Annotated in this window: 9 protein-coding genes; 7 read left to right on the forward strand and 2 right to left on the reverse strand. The window is 68.4% G+C overall.

Going from position 1 to position 17,789, the window contains the following annotated elements; genetic code table 11:
• The first annotated feature begins 89 nt into the window (after positions 1 to 89).
• The 4 genes from uvrA (at position 90) to rfbC (ending at position 8,503) form a co-directional block, all read left to right on the forward strand.
• Positions 90 to 6,053 (forward strand): excinuclease ABC subunit UvrA, encoded by a 5,964-nt coding sequence (gene uvrA / locus LJ656_RS00330; protein ID WP_230507234.1) that lies wholly within the window; start codon positions 90 to 92, stop codon positions 6,051 to 6,053.
• Positions 6,054 to 6,379: 326 nt separating this feature from the next.
• Entirely contained in the window at positions 6,380 to 6,658 is a 279-nt protein-coding gene (locus LJ656_RS00335) for a hypothetical protein (RefSeq protein WP_230507235.1), read from the forward strand.
• Between the two features lie 147 nt (positions 6,659 to 6,805).
• The gene (locus LJ656_RS00340; RefSeq protein ID WP_230507236.1) at positions 6,806 to 7,804 is read left to right on the forward strand and encodes a GlxA family transcriptional regulator; all 999 of its coding nucleotides are present in this window, start codon (positions 6,806 to 6,808) and stop codon (positions 7,802 to 7,804) included.
• 147 nt (positions 7,805 to 7,951) lie between these two features.
• Complete coding sequence (rfbC, locus tag LJ656_RS00345; RefSeq protein WP_230507237.1) at positions 7,952 to 8,503, forward strand: dTDP-4-dehydrorhamnose 3,5-epimerase; 552 nt, start codon at positions 7,952 to 7,954, stop codon at positions 8,501 to 8,503.
• Between the two features lie 240 nt (positions 8,504 to 8,743).
• On the opposite strand, the gene LJ656_RS00350 is transcribed toward rfbC, so the two are convergent.
• The gene (locus tag LJ656_RS00350) at positions 8,744 to 8,905 is read right to left on the reverse strand and encodes a DUF1328 domain-containing protein (RefSeq protein ID WP_075296833.1); all 162 of its coding nucleotides are present in this window, start codon (positions 8,903 to 8,905) and stop codon (positions 8,744 to 8,746) included.
• 271 nt (positions 8,906 to 9,176) lie between these two features.
• A complete protein-coding gene (locus tag LJ656_RS00355) occupies positions 9,177 to 9,626 on the reverse strand; it encodes a diacylglycerol kinase (protein WP_230507239.1) in 450 nt (149 codons plus the stop codon).
• A 439-nt stretch (positions 9,627 to 10,065) separates the two neighbouring features.
• On the opposite strand from LJ656_RS00355, the gene bcsB reads away from it, so the two are divergent.
• From bcsB to LJ656_RS00370, 3 genes are read left to right on the forward strand one after another with little or no spacing between them, the layout of a single operon-like run.
• Positions 10,066 to 12,468 (forward strand): cellulose biosynthesis cyclic di-GMP-binding regulatory protein BcsB, encoded by a 2,403-nt coding sequence (gene bcsB, locus LJ656_RS00360; protein WP_230507241.1) that lies wholly within the window; start codon positions 10,066 to 10,068, stop codon positions 12,466 to 12,468.
• Between the two features lie 3 nt (positions 12,469 to 12,471).
• Positions 12,472 to 13,776 (forward strand): cellulose synthase complex periplasmic endoglucanase BcsZ, encoded by a 1,305-nt coding sequence (gene bcsZ, locus LJ656_RS00365; RefSeq protein WP_230507243.1) that lies wholly within the window; start codon positions 12,472 to 12,474, stop codon positions 13,774 to 13,776.
• Entirely contained in the window at positions 13,755 to 17,786 is a 4,032-nt protein-coding gene (locus LJ656_RS00370; protein ID WP_230507245.1) for a cellulose synthase subunit BcsC-related outer membrane protein, read from the forward strand. Before bcsZ ends, LJ656_RS00370 begins: the two co-directional genes overlap by 22 nt.
• Positions 17,787 to 17,789: the final 3 nt, after the last annotated feature.

The raw sequence follows: 17,789 nt of genomic DNA on the forward strand, positions 1-17,789 counted from the left end.
GCGATCGCGCGCGGCGCCGATTTCACCGAACTTGCGCGGTCGCGAGCCGGCCGTGAGAGGTGATCCACTCCTTCAGACGGTCGGAAAAATTGTCCTCGAACGACGCTACCCGTGACACCCCCGCTGGCGAGGCCAGCCGCACTCCGAAAGGCACGATCCGCATCCGCGGCGCGCGCCAGCACAACCTGAAAAACGTCGACCTCGACGTGCGCACCGGCGAAATGACGGTCGTCACCGGGCCGTCCGGGTCCGGCAAATCGAGCCTCGTGTTCGACACGCTGTACGCGGAAGGCCAGCGCCGCTACGTCGAAACCTTCAGCGCGTACGCGCGCCAGTTCCTCGACCGGATGGACCGGCCGCAGGTGGACCGGGTCGACGGCGTGCCGCCGGCCATCGCGATCGACCAGACCAACCCGGTGCGCAGTTCGCGCTCCACGGTCGGCACGATGACCGAGCTGAACGACCATCTGAAGCTGCTGTACGCGCGCGCGGCCGAGCTGTTCGACCGCCAGAGCGCGCACCCGGTGCGGCACGACACCCCCGAGACGATCTACGCGGAACTGCTGGAGCGCACCGCGCAGGACGAGCCGCGCCTCGTCGTCACGTTCCCGGTCGAGCTGCCCGAGTCGGCCTCCGAGCAGGAAGTCGAGCAATGGCTGTCGGCGAGCGGCTACACGCGCGTGCAGGCGCAGCGCGAAGTCGAATCGGCGACCGGCAAGCGCAAGTTGCTCGACGTGGTCGCCGACCGCTTCCGCCTGGGTTCGGTCGACAAGGCCCGCGCGGTCGAAGCGATCGAGGCGTCGCTCAAGCGCGGCGGCGGGCGCGTCAACATCTACGTGCTGCCGGCCGCGTCGGACGAGCCGCAGGCGCCTGACGCCGAACCGCGCATCTGGCGCTTCTCCACCGGCCTGCACAGCCCCGACAGCGATCTGCGTTACGCGGACCCACAGCCGGCGCTGTTCTCCTTCAACTCGGCCTACGGCGCCTGCGACGTGTGCCGCGGCTTTGGCCGCGTGATCGGCGTCGACCTCGGCCTCGTGATTCCGGACGCGCGCAAGACGCTGCGCGAAGGCGCAATCAAGCCGATGCAGACGCCCGCGTGGAAGGAATGTCAGGACGACCTGATGCGCTACGCGGCCAAGGCCGACATCCGCCGCGACACGCCGTGGGGACAGCTGAGCGAGCGCGAACGCGACTGGGTGATCAATGGCTCGCCGGACTGGAACGGCAAGTGGCAAACGCATTGGTACGGCGTGCGGCGCTTCTTCGAGTATCTGGAATCGAAGGCGTACAAGATGCATATCCGCGTGCTGCTGTCGAAGTACCGCAGCTACACGCCGTGCGAAACCTGCGGCGGCGCGCGCCTGAAGACCGAATCGCTGCTGTGGCGGCTGGGCAGCAAGGCGAACGCGGACGAAGTCCTCGCGCCCGCGCAGCGCTTCATGCCGCGCGGCGTGCAATGGCAGCGCGCGCAGCTCGAAGCGCTGCCGGGTCTGACCGTGCACGACCTGATGCTGCTGCCGATCGAGCGGATCCGCCGCTTCTTCGACGACATCACGCTGCCGAGCGCATTGCTCGACGACGCGCTGAAACTGCTGCTCGCCGAAGTGCGCACGCGCGTCAAATATCTGTGCGACGTTGGCCTCGGCTATCTGACGCTGGACCGTCAGAGCCGCACGCTGTCGGGCGGCGAAGTGCAGCGGATCAACCTGACCACCGCGCTCGGCACCTCGCTGACCAAGACGCTGTTCGTGCTCGACGAGCCGAGCATCGGGCTGCATCCGCGCGACCTGAACCGGATCGTCGAAGCAATGCACCGGCTGCGCGACGCTGGCAATACGCTGGTGGTGGTCGAACACGATCCGTCGGTGATGCTGGCGGCGGACCGGCTGATCGATATGGGCCCCGGTCCGGGCGAGCGCGGCGGCTCGATCATCTTCGACGGCGCGCCGGGCGCGATTCGCGACTCCGGCACGCTGACCGGCGAGTACCTCGGCGGCCGCCGCCATGTCGCCGATGCCGCGCACTGGTCGCGTCGCGCGGTCGATGCGGACACGCCGCGCATCGTGCTCGAAGGCGCGACCGAACACAATCTGCGCGACGTGACGGTCGAAATTCCGTTGCAGCGGCTGGTCTGCGTGACCGGCGTGTCGGGGTCCGGCAAATCCACGTTGCTGCAGGACGTGCTGTATCCGGCGATGGCGCGCCACTTCGGCCTCGCCACCGAGTCGCCGGGCGCGTACCGCAGCCTGCGCGGCGCGGAGCAGGTGACGGACGTGGTGTTCGTCGACCAGTCGCCGATCGGCAAGACCGCGCGCTCGAATCCGGCCAGCTACGTCGGCGCGTTCGACGAAATCCGCAAGCTGTTCGCAAAGGCGCCGCTCGCGCAGCAGCGCGGCTATAGCGCCGGCATGTTCAGCTTCAACTCGGGCGACGGCCGTTGCCCGACCTGCGGCGGCTCGGGCTTCGAACACATCGAAATGCAGTTCCTCAGCGACGTGTACCTGCGCTGCCCGGATTGCGACGGCCGCCGCTATCGCGCGGAACTGCTCGAAGTGAAGATCGAGCGCGGCACGCCGGCGCGTGGGCTTTCGATTGCCGACGTGCTGGAACTGACCGTCAGCGAGGCCGCCGCGTACTTCGCGCAGGACGCCGAAGTATTGCGGGTGCTGCAGCCGATCGTCGACGTCGGCCTCGAATATGTGAAGCTCGGCCAGCCGGTGCCCACACTGTCGGGCGGCGAGGCGCAGCGTCTGAAGCTGGCCGGCTTTCTCGCCGAATCGGCGCAGGCGCGCAGCCCGCGCGGCGCGAAGCAGGCGCTGCCCAAGCGCCTGTTCATGTTCGACGAACCGACCACGGGCCTGCATTTCGACGACATCGCGAAACTGATGCAGGCGTTCGGCAAACTGCTCGCGAGCGGTCATTCGCTGATCGTGATCGAACACAATCTCGACGTGATCCGCGCGGCCGACTGGCTGATCGATCTCGGTCCCGAAGGCGGCGACGGCGGCGGTCTCGTGCTGTGCGCGGGCACCCCGGACGAGGTCAAAGCCTGCGCCGGCTCGCATACCGGCGAGGCACTGGTCCAGTACGACCGCGCGATGGCGGCGCTGAGCGCCGCGCGCGACGGCGCCGGCGCGTTCGGCGACGACACCACGCTGCACGGCATCCCGCTGCAAAAGGCGCTCAGCGCGGCGCGCGCGCGGCGCGCGATCGAAGGCGAGGACGTGGTGCGCATCGTCAATGCGCGCGAGCACAACCTGAAGGCGCTCGACGTCGATATCCCGCACGGCAAGTTCAACGTGATCACCGGCGTATCGGGCTCCGGCAAATCGACGCTCGCGTTCGACATCCTGTTCCACGAAGGGCAGCGCCGTTACCTCGAATCGCTGAACGCGTACGCGCGCTCGATCGTGCAGCCGGCCGGCCGTCCCGAAGTCGACGCGGTGTACGGCATTCCGCCGACCGTCGCGATCGAGCAGCGGCTCTCGCGCGGCGGCCGCAAGAGTACCGTCGCGACCACCTCGGAGGTGTGGCACTTCCTGCGCCTGCTGTATGTGAAGCTCGGCTTGCAGCATTGCGTGCACGACGGCACGCCGGTCACGTCGCAAAGCGCCGAGTCGATCGCCGCGCAGTTGCTGCGCGATCACAAGGGCCAGCACGTCGGCTTCCTCGCGCCGCTGGTCGTCAATCGCAAGGGCGTCTATACGGATCTCGCGAAGTGGGCGAAGGCGCGCGGCAATACCCATCTGCGGGTGGACGGCGAGTTCGTGCCGGTCGATCCGTGGCCGAAGCTCGACCGCTTCCGCGAACACACCATTGAGCTGCCGGTCGCCGATCTGGTGATCTCGGCGGATCACGAGGCCGAACTGCGCGCGGCGCTCGAACAGACGCTCGACGCCGGCAAGGGCGTGATGCATCTGCTCGCGCCGCTCGACGGCCTGCACGCGGCAATCAACAACGGCCACTCCACCACGCAGCTCGGCGCGGTGAAGGTGCTGTCCACCAAGCGCGCGTGTCCGGAGTGCGGCACCAGCTATCCGGAACTCGATCCGCGCATGTTCTCGTACAACAGCAAGCACGGCTGGTGCACGAGCTGCGTCGGCACCGGCCTCGCGCTGACCCGCGAGCAGCGCGCCGCGTACGACGACACGATCGCCGCCGACGACAATCGCGGCCGCGAACAAAGCCTGCCGTCGGAAGAGCAGGAACCGGAAGGGCTGGTCGACGAGCCGTGCGGCGATTGCGGCGGCACGCGGCTGAATCCGGTCGCGCGCGCGGTCACGTTCGACACCCAGGCGATCACCGACGTCGCGCAATGGACCGTGTCCGACACCCGCGCGTGGATCGACACGCTGGAGATGACCGGCCGCGACGCCGAAATCGCCCGCGACGTGGTCAGCGAAATCGGCAGCCGGCTGCAATTTCTCGAAGAAGTCGGGCTCGGCTATCTGAGCCTCGATCGCGCGGCGCCGAGTCTGTCGGGCGGCGAGGCGCAGCGCATCCGGCTGGCCGCGCAACTCGGTAGCAATCTTCAAGGCGTGTGCTACATGCTCGACGAGCCGACCATCGGCCTGCATCCGCGCGACAACCAGATCCTGCTGAACGCGCTGCGCAAGCTCGGCGACAAGGGCAACACGCTGGTCGTCGTCGAACACGACGAGGACACGATCCGGCGCGCCGATCACATCATCGATATCGGCCCGGGCGCCGGCAAGCGCGGCGGCTCGCTGATCGCGCAGGGCAGCGTCGCGGACCTGTCCGCGCAGCCCGACTCGCTGACCGGACGCTTCCTCGCACAGCCGATCGTGCATCCGCTGCAAGCGCGTCGCGAGGTCGTGCCGGCCGGCAAGCGTACTGCCGCGGTGCCGGAGAACTGGCTGACCGTGCACGGCGGCAAGCTGCACAACCTGCGCGACGTGACGGTCGGCATTCCGCTCGGGCGACTGGTCGCGGTCACCGGCGTCAGCGGTTCGGGCAAGTCGACGCTCGCGCGCGACGTGCTGATGACGAACCTGCTCGACGCGGTCGGCCGCTCGGTGCTGTCGTCGCCGGCCACCCGCCGTGCGCGCGCGGCGGCTGAAGAAAAGCCGGCCGCCAACCGGCGCTCGAGCGTGCTCGCGCGCAGCGCGCCGCGCGCGCCGTTGAACGTCACCCACAACTGGCAAGGCTGTGAGTCGATCAGCGGGTGGGAGAGCATCGACCGCGTGCTCGAAGTCGATCAGACGCCGATCGGCAAGACGCCGCGCTCGTGTCCGGCCACCTACATCGGCGTGTGGGATGCGATCCGCAAGCTGTTCGCGGGCACGCTGGAAGCCCGCGCGCGCGGCTATACCGCGTCGCGCTTCTCGTTCAATACCGGCGAGGGCCGCTGCCCGGCCTGCGAGGGCCAGGGCGTGCGCACGATTGGCATGAGCTTCCTGCCCGACGTGAAGGTGCCGTGCGACGTCTGCCACGGCCAGCGCTTCAATCCGGAGACGCTCGCGGTCACGTGGCGCGGCAAGAACATCGGCGACGTGCTGACGATGGAAATTGACGAAGCGGTCGAGTTCTTCGCGTCGATCACCAACATCGGTCATCCGCTGCAACTGATGAAGGACGTCGGGCTCGGTTATTTGACGCTCGGCCAGCCGTCGCCGACGCTGTCGGGCGGCGAGGCGCAGCGGATCAAGCTGGTCACCGAATTGAGCAAGGTGCGCGACGACATTACGCGGCGCGGCCAGAAACCGCCGCACACGCTGTACGTGCTCGACGAGCCGACGGTCGGCCTGCATATGGCCGACGTCGCGAAGCTGATCCGCGTGCTGCATCGGTTGGCCGACGGCGGTCACAGCGTGATCGTGATCGAGCACGATCTCGACGTGATTGCCGAGGCGGACTGGGTGATCGATCTCGGACCGGAAGGCGGCGTGGGCGGCGGCACGATCGTCGCGGCGACCGATCCCGATAGCCTGTCGCGGGTCGCCGCGAGCCACACCGGCGCGGCTTTGCGGCCGGTGCTCGCGCGTACGGCCACCGTTGAGTCGCTGGCCGGGGAAGGGACCAACGGTTGAGTTGAGTCGCCGGGGGCCGCCGCGGCCTCCCTGGCCGTTCTATCGGGCCGTTGTTGCAACCGCGTCGGTTGCAACAACGGCCCGACATTTCGCGTCACTGGAGCGCCAGATTGCTGCACTGCGTTCGGTCTTGCCGCGGGCAAAACGAACTCCGCGCGCCGCGTATTTTTAAATCATACGAAAAGCCCATCGATGTTTCAGAAATGAAACCTTTTTTGTCATTCGCTAAATCAGCATTTTGATATTAATTGGTGCCTTTTGTTAATCAGGTCAAAATGACCGGATCATGAAGCCGATAAATTCCCGCTTTGCGAATAAAGGGCGGAATGACTTGCATTATTTGCAATTTTCCGCTTTTCACGTTTGAAACATTTTTGAAGCCCGATCAAAAGCAGCAGCGGATCGGCGAATCACGCGGGCTTCGCATTATCGGCAAGTCGCATGACGCCGGCGAGCCAGCGCTGAATCAACGCGCCGATGTGCGCTCGGCGCAACCCGGGCGGGGCCTGCGCGGGTTGTGTGGCGGACCGACGCGCATGCTGATATCGAACGCTCAATTGCGGGTTTTCGTCAGACATTGTCCTTTCATTAATTGTGCGTTTTGAATTTACTAAAGCGGGCGCATCCGCTAACATCACGCTTAATCCTTTAAGTGGCGCTCGCCACGGCTTCTGTTGATTAATTCATTCTCTCGTTCCGCCTGGCTATAGGGCCATCGGGCTCCGCAACGTATGTACGTTTGGGGAAAGATCATGCCGCAAATGCACCTTGATTCAGCGAGAATTACGTGGCTTCATTCGCCGGCCCCCACTGTCCGTGCTGCGGCGCGGCGAATCGGCATTGTGCTGTTCGACGGCTTCTGGCTGCTGGGGCCGGGCACCGTGGTCGAGATGTTCCAGAGCGCCAATGAACTCGCGGGCACCCGCGCCGGCGAGGATCCTCCTTACGAAGTGCAGTTTCTGTCGATGGACGGCGGCAATGTCGCGAGTTCGTCGTCGGCGCGCATCTGGACCGAACGGATCGATCCGCGCTTCGGCGCCGGCTTCGACGTGCTGTTCATCGCCGGCGGCTATGGCGCGCGTGCGGCCGCGCGCGACGAACGTCTGCTCGGCTGGTTGCGCGCGGTGCAGGCGCGCACCCGCGCGATCGAGGCGATCGGCGAGGGCCGCAGCGTACTGGAGGCGGCCGGCCCGAGCGAGCATGACGGCATGCTGACGCGCTACCCGGTCGGCGCCGCCGCTACCCCGGAGGGCGCATTCGGCGCGGCCGCCGATCGCAACGACTGCGCGCGCAGCGCGCTGATGTTCATCAAGCGCGATCTGGGCGCGGAACTCGCGCGCAGCGTCGCCGATCGCGTGATGCCCGGGATGGCGGCGACGTGGGTGCCGTTGCCGGCCGAGGGCGGCACGCTCAGTGTCGCCGAGAAGATCCGCGCGGCCGCGCGCTGGATGGAGGCGAACTGCGACCGGCCGGTGTCGGTCGCCGACGCCGCGCAGGTCGCGGCGATGAGCGAGCGCAATTTCCTGCGCCGCTTCAAGCACGAGATGCAGGTCACGCCGTCGGACTACCTGTTGCAGGTGCGGCTACGCATCGCGTGTAACTTTCTCACCGAGACCGAATTGCCGGTCGACAAGATCGCCCGTCGCAGCGGTACCGGCAATGGCGATCGTCTTGCCAAAATCTTCCGCAAGCGCATGGCCCTGTCGCCAACCGAATATCGTGCCCGCAGCCGGGCGGCCAGCGAGGCGTAGCATGAGCGCATAGCGTCATGCGAACGGGCGCTTGCCCGTACGCTCCGGTTTTCAGATGCGGTCGCATTCGCGCCGGTATGCGCTTCGTTTCGAAGCGCGGCGCGTTAGCGGCCGTCACGCTGGCCAGCCTTTTTGCGAGTACAGGCGATGGGCAACAGGGTCATTGCGACGGCATTGCCGGAGGTCAAGCTCGTCGAGCCGGAAGTGTTCGCCGACGAATACGGCTTCTGCTACGAGAGCTTTAGCGCGGACGAATTCGCCGACGAGGTCGCGGCGGGATTCAATTTCGTCCAGGATCGACATCAACGCGCGGTGCGCGGCGTGCTGCGCGGTCTGCATTACCAGGTGCAACGTCCGCAGGGGCGGCTGCTGCGCGTGGTGCGCGGCGAGGTGTTCGACGTCGCGGTCGACGTGCGCCTGCATTCGCCGCACTTCGGCAAGTGGTGCGGCGAGTTGCTGAGCGACGCGAACCAGCGGCAGATCTGGGTGCCGCCCGGTTTCGCGCATGGCTTCGTGGTGCTGTCGGAGGTCGCGGAGGTGGTCTGGAAAACCACCGAGTACTGGTTTCCCGAACTCGAGCGCTGCCTGCTGTGGTCCGATCCCGACATCGGCATCGAGTGGCCGATCGACTACGAGCCGATTCTCGGCAGCAAGGATGCGGGAGGGCGGCGGCTGTACGAGGCGGAGAACATTCCGTGACTGTGCCGGCCGCGATGATCTGGATCACGAAGCATCGCCGCCGCGAGAGCAGCCAAAACGAGAGCCGTCAAAACGATGCCGCCGATCACCTATGCGTCCTCGTCGGAAACCGGGAAGGCGCATACGTGAGCGGCGGCATGGACATACAGGAAGGCTAGCGGGGCGGCAACAATTGCAAGACGGCGCGGCAACTATTGCAACAGCTCGGGCCTGGGACTACGAAAACGCTGTCTGCAACCGTCAGCGTCGAATCACGCCCATCAGCAAGGTGACGAGGAAGATCACGAGGAAGATGAAGAACAGAATCTTGGCGATTTCGGTCGCGCCCGCGGCGATGCCGCCAAAGCCGAACACCGCGGCGATGATGGCGATGATGAAGAAAATCACAGCGTATCGAAGCATGGTGCCTCCACCGATGGATTGTTGAAATGACGTTGGAACGGCGACCCGTTGCCGACGTCGAGCGTCGTCGCGGGGTGAGATGCCGGCGTAACGGGGATTCAGCAATAGCTGTGCCCACGGGCAGCGCGCTCGCCGCCGCGCCGCGTGATCGCAATCTTCGGGTGAAACGCGCGTGCCTATCGATGCGGTTCCTGCATATCGATGCACGCACAACCATCGCGCAAAATTCGTACGGATACCGTAACAGTGCCCGCTGGTCAGCTTGCAGCCGTCAGCCGCGCAGCCAGTGATACGCGAGCGGCGCAGCCAGCACGCCCCACGTCAACGCACAGATCAGCAGCGCCAGCGTGACCGCCGCGCTGCCGCAGTCTTTCGCGCGCTTCGACAGATCGTGCCGTTCGAGTGAAATCCGGTCGACGGTGGCCTCGAGCGCCGAATTGAGCAATTCCACCAGCAGCACCAGCAGCACCGACGCGATCAGCAACACGCGCGCGATCGGGTCCACCGGCATCCACAGCGCGAGCGGCACGAGCAGCGCGGCGAGCGCCGCTTCCTGACGAAACGCGCTTTCCGCGCGCAATGTCGCGATGAAGCCATCCCACGAATGACGCAGCGCGAATACTGCGCGCAGCGGACCACTGCGTTTCGCGGGCGCGGCGACGTTAGTCACAGAGTCGGGCGGCGCGGCCGAAGACACGGAAGAAGCGGGCTTTTTGCACATGATCGGACGCTGGGTAAAAGACCAGTAAAGCCGGAAGTCGGCAATTTTTGCGGCATTTGACGCGAACAGGAGCCCAAAGTGTTGCAAATTACCGTTCAAGTAGCAAATCAAGCAGCGAATCGTGATATCGTGGCGCCCGCCGACGAGCCGTCCCACCAGACGCGAGACAAGCCCCGTGGCTTGGCCCGCCGGCTTCGGAAAGATGACTGAGCGCATCACCGGTTGATCTGCTGCCCGGTATCGTCCTCGCGCCGGCGTCGCCCGCCGGCCGTCCCCCACTCAAGTTTTCGCCGGATTCTCCGTAATACGAGAAGGCGAGTGTTCATCACACCTGCGGCCCCCGTTTTCCACTTCGCGCGCTTGCGCGGCAGACCGGCTACGCATCGCACCCGAGCGGATCGGGACGCGCACGGTCGAGCTTCAACAAGCTGAGCTGTTCATGAAACCAGTTGTGTCATTGTGCGTTTCGCTGGCCGCGCTGGCGGGCCTGTCGGGCGCCTGCGCCGCGGGCGCGGCGCCGTCCGCTGCCGCGTCCGTCGAGCGCGCGGCCTTGTCCGGTACGGCGGCACGTGCTGCGACGCCCGCGCCCGCAGCCGCAGCCACGCCCGCGCCCATGCCCGCAGTCGCAGCCGCAGCCACAGCGACGCCAACGCCCGCCGCCACCGCCCCAGCCGCGCCGGGCGCAACCACCACTCAGCTCTCCTTCGCGACGCTCGGCGCCTATCAGCCGCTCGCGCTGCGCGGCGTCGAGGACGCCCGCACCGTCAATCTCGGCGTGCGGCTCGACCGCGTGGTCACCGCCGCGCGGCTGCGTCTGCGCTACACGTATTCGCCGGCGCTGGTATTCGGGCTGTCGCATCTGAAGGTGTCGGTCAACAACGAGGTGGTCGCGACCGTGCCGTTCGACCGCGAGCACGCGGGCCAGCTCGTGACCCAGGACATCGTGCTCGATCCGCGTTTCCTGACCGACTACAACCAGATCGGCCTGCGCCTGATCGCGCATTACTCGCTCGATCATTGCGAGGAGCCGGAAAACTCGGCGTTGTGGGCGGACGTAAGTCCGTCGAGCGAATTCATTCTCGACACCGCGCCGATCCGCTTGCCGGACGATCTCGCGCTGCTGCCCGCGCCGTTTTTCGATCGCCGCGACGCGGCGCGGCTGCGTCTGCCGTTCGTGCTGCCGGCGGGCGCCGGCAACGCGACGCTGCGCAGCGCCGGCGTGCTCGCGTCGTGGTTCGGCGCGCAGGCCGACTACCGTCAGGCGCGCTTCCCGGCGCTCGCGACCTTGCCGACCGACGCGCACGCGGTCGTGGTCGCGCGTGCCGCGCAGTTGCCGGCGGGACTTACGCTGCCGCCGGTCAATGGCCCGCTGCTGATGATCGCCGACAATCCGCTGGCGCCCGGCCGCAAGCTGCTGATCGTGACCGGCCGCGACGACGCCGAAGTCGACGCGGCCAGTACCGCGCTGGTGCTCGGCACGACCGCGCTCGCCGGCCCGGCGGTGCAGCTCGCGCGCGTCAGTGCCGGCGCGCCGCGCCAGCCGTACGATGCGCCGCGCTGGTTGCCGGTCGACCGGCCGGTCGCGTTCAGGGAGTTGATCGACGATCCGGCGCAACTGCAGGTGCGCGGCAGCTCGCCCGACGCGATCCGCCTGAACCTGCGAGTGCCCGCCGATCTGTATTCGTGGAACGGCACCGGTGTGCCGCTGAAGCTGAAGTACCGCTACACCGCGCCGACCGTGCAGAACAACTCGGCGCTCGCGGTGCAGATCAACGATCAACTGGTGAAGTCGTATCGCCTCGCGCTCGCCAGCGCCGACGATGCCCAGGGCCGTCTGCAATTGCCGGTGCTGTCGAACGCCAGCACGCGCAGCAGCAATGCGCTCGATATTCCGGCGTTCCGGGTCGGCAGCTCGAACCAGCTGCAGTTGCGCTTCAATCTCGATTCGCAGCGTACCGGGCTGTGCCAGGGCGTCGCGTCGAACCCGGTGCAGGCGGCGGTCGATCCCGATTCGACGATCGACTTTTCGAGCTTCGTGCATTTCGCGCGGATGCCGAACCTGGCGTTCTTCGCGAACAGCGGTTTTCCGTTCACGCGCTATGCCGATCTGGCGCAGACCGCGATCGTGATTCCCGAGCACCCGGCGCCGCAGGAACTCGAAAGCCTGCTGACGATGCTCGGCCACATGGGGCAGTGGACCGGCTATCCGGCGCTGCGGGTACAGATCGCGCGGCCGGGCGAGATCGCGCAGCTCGGCGGCAAGGATCTGCTGGTGATCGGCGGCAACGGTTCGGCGCCGTGGCTCGCGCACTGGCCGCGTGCGTTGCCGTTGAGCATCGCCGGCGATGCGCAGCGCGCGGATGGGCAGGGTGGACCGGGCGGACCGGGTGGACAGGGTGGGCTCGCGCGCGCGTCGTTCGCGGTCGACGCGCAATGGCGCAACGGCGCGCGGCTGGCGGACGGCGGCGCGCGAATCGAACGCGACGGCCCGCTCGCCGCGCTGATGGGCTTCGAATTGCCGGGCAGCAAGGGCCGCAGCGTGGTCGCGCTGACCGCGACCGATCAGCAGCATCTGCCGCAACTGCTCGACATGCTCGAAAAGCCCGAGCGCGTCGCGCAACTGCAAGGCGACCTCGCGCTGCTGCGCGATGGCCGGCTCGACAGCATGCGGGTCGGCGATACCTACGTGGTCGGCTATGTGCCGTGGTATGCGCGGCTGTGGAGCAAGGCGATCCAGCATCCGGTGCTGCTCGGCGTACTCGGCGCGTTCGCCGGGCTGCTGCTCGCGATCGGTGCATTCACCGCGTTGCAGGAACTCGCCGCGCGGCGCCGGGGAGTGTGAGTGATGAGGTTCGGGAAGGACGGGCTGCGAGTGGCGGCGCGAGCGGGGGTGTGGCGCGTGGGGGCACGCGCGTTGGCTGCGGCAGAAACGTTCGTATCGGCCGTTGTGGGCGCAGTCGCGTTGACTTTCGCGGCGAGCGGGTCGGCATCCGCCGCGCCGGCCGTGGCCACCGGCGCTGTAACCACTGCAATCGCCGCGACCGCCACGCCTACCGCAACCACCGCCACCTGCGGCGCCGCCGAATGGCCCCGCTGGCAGCAGTTCAAACGCGACTTCATCTCCGCCGACGGCCGCGTGATCGACGTCGGTTCGGCCGACGAGCGCACCGTGTCCGAAGGCCAGTCATACGCGTTGTTCTTCGCGCTCGTCGCGAACGATCGCGCGGCCTTCGACACGATCCTGCAATGGACCGAACAGCATCTCGCGCGCGGCGATCTGACCGCGCACCTGCCCGCATGGCTGTGGGGCCGCGACGCCGACAACCGCTTTGCGGTGCTCGACAGCAACGCGTCGTCGGATGCCGATCTGTGGATTGCCTATGCGCTGCTCGAAGCGGGCCACGCTTGGCACGAGCGCAGCTACACCGCGCGCGGCGCGGTGCTCGCGCGCCGCGTGCTCGACGAGGAAACGGCCAGCATGCCGGGTCTCGGTCTGACGCTGCTGCCCGGACCTGCCGGGTTTCATCCGGACGTCGATCTGTGGCGCGTGAATCCGAGCTATACGCCGCCGCAGGTGCTGCGCGGGCTCGCGACGCGGCTGCCCGACGATGCGCGCTGGCCGCGTCTGCTCGCGAGCGCGAGCCGCGTGCTGGTCGATACCGCGCCGCGCGGCTTCGCGCCGGACTGGGCGCTGTATCGCGCGCATCGCGGCTTCGCGCCCGATCCGCAGACCCATGCGGAGAGCGCGTATAACGCGATTCGCGTGTATCTGTGGGCCGGCATGCTGGACCGCCGCGATCCGCTCGCGGCGACGCTGCTCGCGCACTATGCGCCGTTCGCGAGTTTTATCGCCGCGCACGGCGCGCCGCCGGAAAAGGTCGATACGAGCAATGGCGAGGCCGGCGCGAACATGGGCAACGCCGGTTTCTCGGCGGCGGCCGTGCCGCTGCTCGACGCGCGCGGTCAGCGCGCACTCGCCGATGCGCAGCTCGCCCGCGCCGCGCAACTCGATCGCGATGGCGCGGCCGGTTATTACACCAGCGTGCTGAGCCTGTTCGCGCTCGGCTGGCGCGAAGGCCGCTATCGGTTCGCCGTCGACGGCACGCTCGCTGCGCAGTGGAGCACGCCGTGTCGCGTCGCGTTGCAATGAGACGCGCGGCGCGACTCGGCGTGCTGGCGGCTGTCGTGGCGGTGCCGGTGGCGGTGAGCGCCCGCGCGCGCGCCGATACCAGGGAGCCCGAAGCAATCCGCGCGGCGGCGGTGACGCGACCGGCGGGGGTCGCCGGCTCGCCAGCCACAGCCGCTCGCGTCAGCGCCGCAGCGGATTTCCCGCCGCCGGCCGATCCCGCCGCGCAGCGCCTGCTCGCGACCGCGCGGATGTGGTCGACCAAACATCGCGACGACCTCGCGCTGCAGGCGATCGACAAGGCGCTGCTGGTCGCGCCGGCCGACCCCGCGTTGCTCGCCGGGCAGGCGCGCATCCAGTTGCGTCTCGGCCGTGCGCAGGCCGCTCAGGCGACGCTCGCGAAGCTGCGCGCCAAAGCGCCCGACAACGCCGCGACCCAACAGATCGACGACGAATTCCGGGTCGCCACCAACGGCCGCGAAGAGCTGGCCACCGTGCGCCTGCTCGCGCGCAGCGGCCAGTCCGCCGAAGCGGTGCGCCGTCTGCAACGGCTGTTTCCGCACGGCGCGCCATCCGGCTCGCTCGGCGCCGAGTACTACCAGATCCTCGCCGGTACCCCCGATGGCCGCGCGCAGGCGTTGGCCGCGCTGCATCGGCGCGTCGCCGCCGATCCGGGCGACCTCGACGCGGCGCTGGTGCTCGCCAATCTGCTGAACGCGCGCGCCGATACGCGCGCCGAGGCGAACCGCATCGCGTGGAATCTGGCGACCCGGCCCGACTCCGACCGCGGCGCGTCGCTCGACACATGGCGTCACGTGCTGCAATCGGCGGGCGCGGATCCCGCGTATCTGGCCGCGCTGCGCGCGTATTTGCAGCTGGTGCCGGACGACAGCGAATTTCGCGAGCGCGTCGGCGTGCTCGAAGCACAGCTCGAAGCGCAGCGGCAACTCGAACGCAACCCCGACTACATCGCGCAGCAGCGCGGCTTGCAGGCGCTCGCGCACAACGATCTGGCCGCCGCCGAGACGCTGCTCGCGCGTGCGGCCCAAGCGCGCCCCGACGATGCGCAAGCGCTCGGCGGTCTCGGTCTCGCGCGGATGCGGGCGGGCCGGCACGACGAAGCGCGCGCGCTGTTTCTGCGCGCGGCCGCGCTCGCGCCCGACAATCGCGGCAAATGGGAAGGCCTCGCGCGCACCGCGCAGTTCTGGGGCACGCTCGCGCAGGGTCGCGAGGCCGCCGCCGCGGGGCGCGCGCAGGATGCCGAGCGGGCCGCGCGCGCCGCGCTCGCGCAGCAGCCTGACAACGCGGACGCGCAGCTGATGCTCGCCGACGCGCTGCTCGCGCAACACGACTGGCCCGCGGCCGAACCGCTGCTGCGCAAACTGCTGAACGCGCGCGAACCGAACCTCGCGGCGCTGCGCAGCACCCAGACGCTGTTCGAAAACACCGGCCGCGCCGCGCAGATCGAACCGTTGCTCGACGCGCTGCAAAGCCGCTTTACGACGGCCGACGCTCGCGCGAGCGTCGCGCAGCTGCGCGCCGATCTGCTCGCGAAACAGGCGGATCAACTGCTCGCCGACGGCGCGCGCGGGCCGGCCGCGCAGCGTTACGAAGCGGCGCTGCGCAGCGAGCCTGACGCGCCGTGGACCCGTTTCGCGCTCGCGCGTCTGTACCGCGATCTCGGATTGCCGCAACTCGGCCGCGCCGTGATGGACGAAGGTCTCGCGCTGTCGGGCTCGCCGCAAATGCGCTACGCGAGCGCGCTGTATCGCAATTCGCTCGACGACGTCGGCGGCGCGCAAGCGGTGCTCGCGCTGATTGCCGAGCCGGACCGCAGCGACGGCATGCGCGCGCTCGAACGCAATCTGCACACGCAGCAGCGGCTCGCCGACGCGCGCGCCGCATTCGCGCGCGACGATCGCGAGGCCACCGCGCGCGCGCTCGACGATGCGCGCACGCTCGCCGGCGACGATCCGAATCTGCTCGCCGCGGTCGGCGCGCAGTGGATCGACGCGGGCGAGCCCGACCGCGGTCTCGCGTTGCTCGGCGACTGGCTCGCCGCGCATCCGCGCGAGGCCCAGACCGACGTCGACCTGCGGCTGCGTTACGGCGACCTGCTCGGCAGCGCGCGCCGCGATGACGAACTAACCGCGTGGCTGCAACAGTTGCGCGACGACCGCACGCTCAAACTGGACGCCGCGCAAACCGCGCGGCTCGAAGACCAGGCGCTGCGCGCCGCGTTGCGCGAGACCGACGCGGCGCTCGATCGTGAGGATTTCGAAGCAGCGCGGCAACGGCTCGCGACGGTCAGCGCGGCGGGGCGGCGCGACCGACGCTACACGCTCGAACTTGCCGATCTGCAGCGCGCGCAAGGCGACTATGCGGCCGCGCGCGCGACGCTCGCGCCGCTGCTCGCCGCGCAGCCGGACGATGCCGACGCGCGACTGGCGCTCGCCCGCGTGCTGGAGCAGGACGGCGAGCGGCGCGCCGCGCTGCGGGTCGTGCACGACGTGCTCGAGAACGCCGCGCCCGACGACATCGATACGCGCCTCGCCGCCGCGCGCCGGCTCGCCGCGCTGAACCAGCCGCGCGACGCGCAGCAGGTCACCGCGGCGTTGCGCGTCGCGTATCCGGCGCGCGCGGACGTGACCGTGCAAAGCGGCCGCATCGCGGCAGACCTCGGTCACTACGAGGACGCGGTGTCGCTGTACCGGCTCTCGCTTGCGCAGGAACGCGCGAGCGGCGTCGGCGCGGGCCCGGACGGCACGCCCGCGCAGGCGGCGCTCGCCGATCTCGAACAGCGCCGCAATCCGCTGCTCGAAACCGGCTGGCTGCCCGCGTACAAATCGGGCGATGCCGGCATCTCGCGGCTGAGCGCCTGGCAGGTGCCGGTGTACGTGCAGATTCCGTACCGCTACGACGGCCATTTTTTCGCGCACATCGATACCGTGCGGCTCGATCCGGGCAAGCTCGACCTGAGCGCCGCCAATCAGTCCGCGCTGGACGGCTTCGGCACGATCGGCGCGGCCGACCGCAAGCTCGCGGCGCCGGTCACGTTGCCGAACGGCGTGGTGCTGCCGGGCGCGTCGCTAGACGATCGTCTCGCGCAGCTCGCGAAATCGCCGTATCTGCCGCGCCCGGTCACCGGCGTCGCGCTCGGCGCCGGCTATACGTCCGACGCATGGCGCGTCGATGCCGGCACGACGCCGCTCGGTTTTCCGGTGCATTACCTGGTCGGCGGCGTGCGCTATCGGTTCGATCTCGGCCCGGCGAGCTTCTCGGTGAGCGGCTCGCGCCGCCCGGTCACCAGTAGTCAGCTGTCCTACGCGGGTATGCAGGATCCGGTGACCGGCATCGTGTGGGGCGGCGTGCGCCGCGACGGCATCGACCAGCGCGCATCGGTCGATGTCGGCACGCTCAACCTGTTCGCCGAACTGGGTCTGGCCGAGCTGACCGGGCGCAACGTCGCCAGCAATCAGGAACTCACGCTGCGCAGCGGTTTCTCGCTGCCGGTCTGGCGGCGCGCGAATAGCCAGGTGAGCACCCAGGTGAGCACCGGCCTCGTCGGCAACGCGTGGCACTACACGAACAATCTGCGTTTCTATTCGTACGGGCAGGGCGGCTATTACAGCCCGCAACGCTATCTGTCGCTCGGTGTGCCGCTCGAATGGATCGGCCGGCGCGGCGCGCTGAAGTGGGATCTGAGCGCGACGCTGGGCGTGTCGAACTCGTATGAGAAAAGCTCGCCGTACTACCCGATCGGCTTGCCGTCGTCGCCGTCGCTGAACGGCGCGCCCGCGATCGGTCCGTACGAGGGCGGCTCGACGCGCGGCGTCGCGTTTTCGTACGGCGTGGCCGGCAGCGTCGAGTACCGCTTCAATCCGCATCTGCAGATGGGCGCGCAGTTCAGCATCGATCGTTCGCACGACTATGCACCGAGCGCGGGGCTCGTCTATCTGCGCTACACGTTCGATTCGCGCAAGCAGGACTACCGTCTGTCGCCGCAGCCGGTGCGACTTTATTCGAGCTATTGAACC

Source organism: Paraburkholderia sejongensis (assembly GCF_020880815.1).
Classification (GTDB): Bacteria; Pseudomonadota; Gammaproteobacteria; order Burkholderiales; family Burkholderiaceae; genus Paraburkholderia; species Paraburkholderia sejongensis.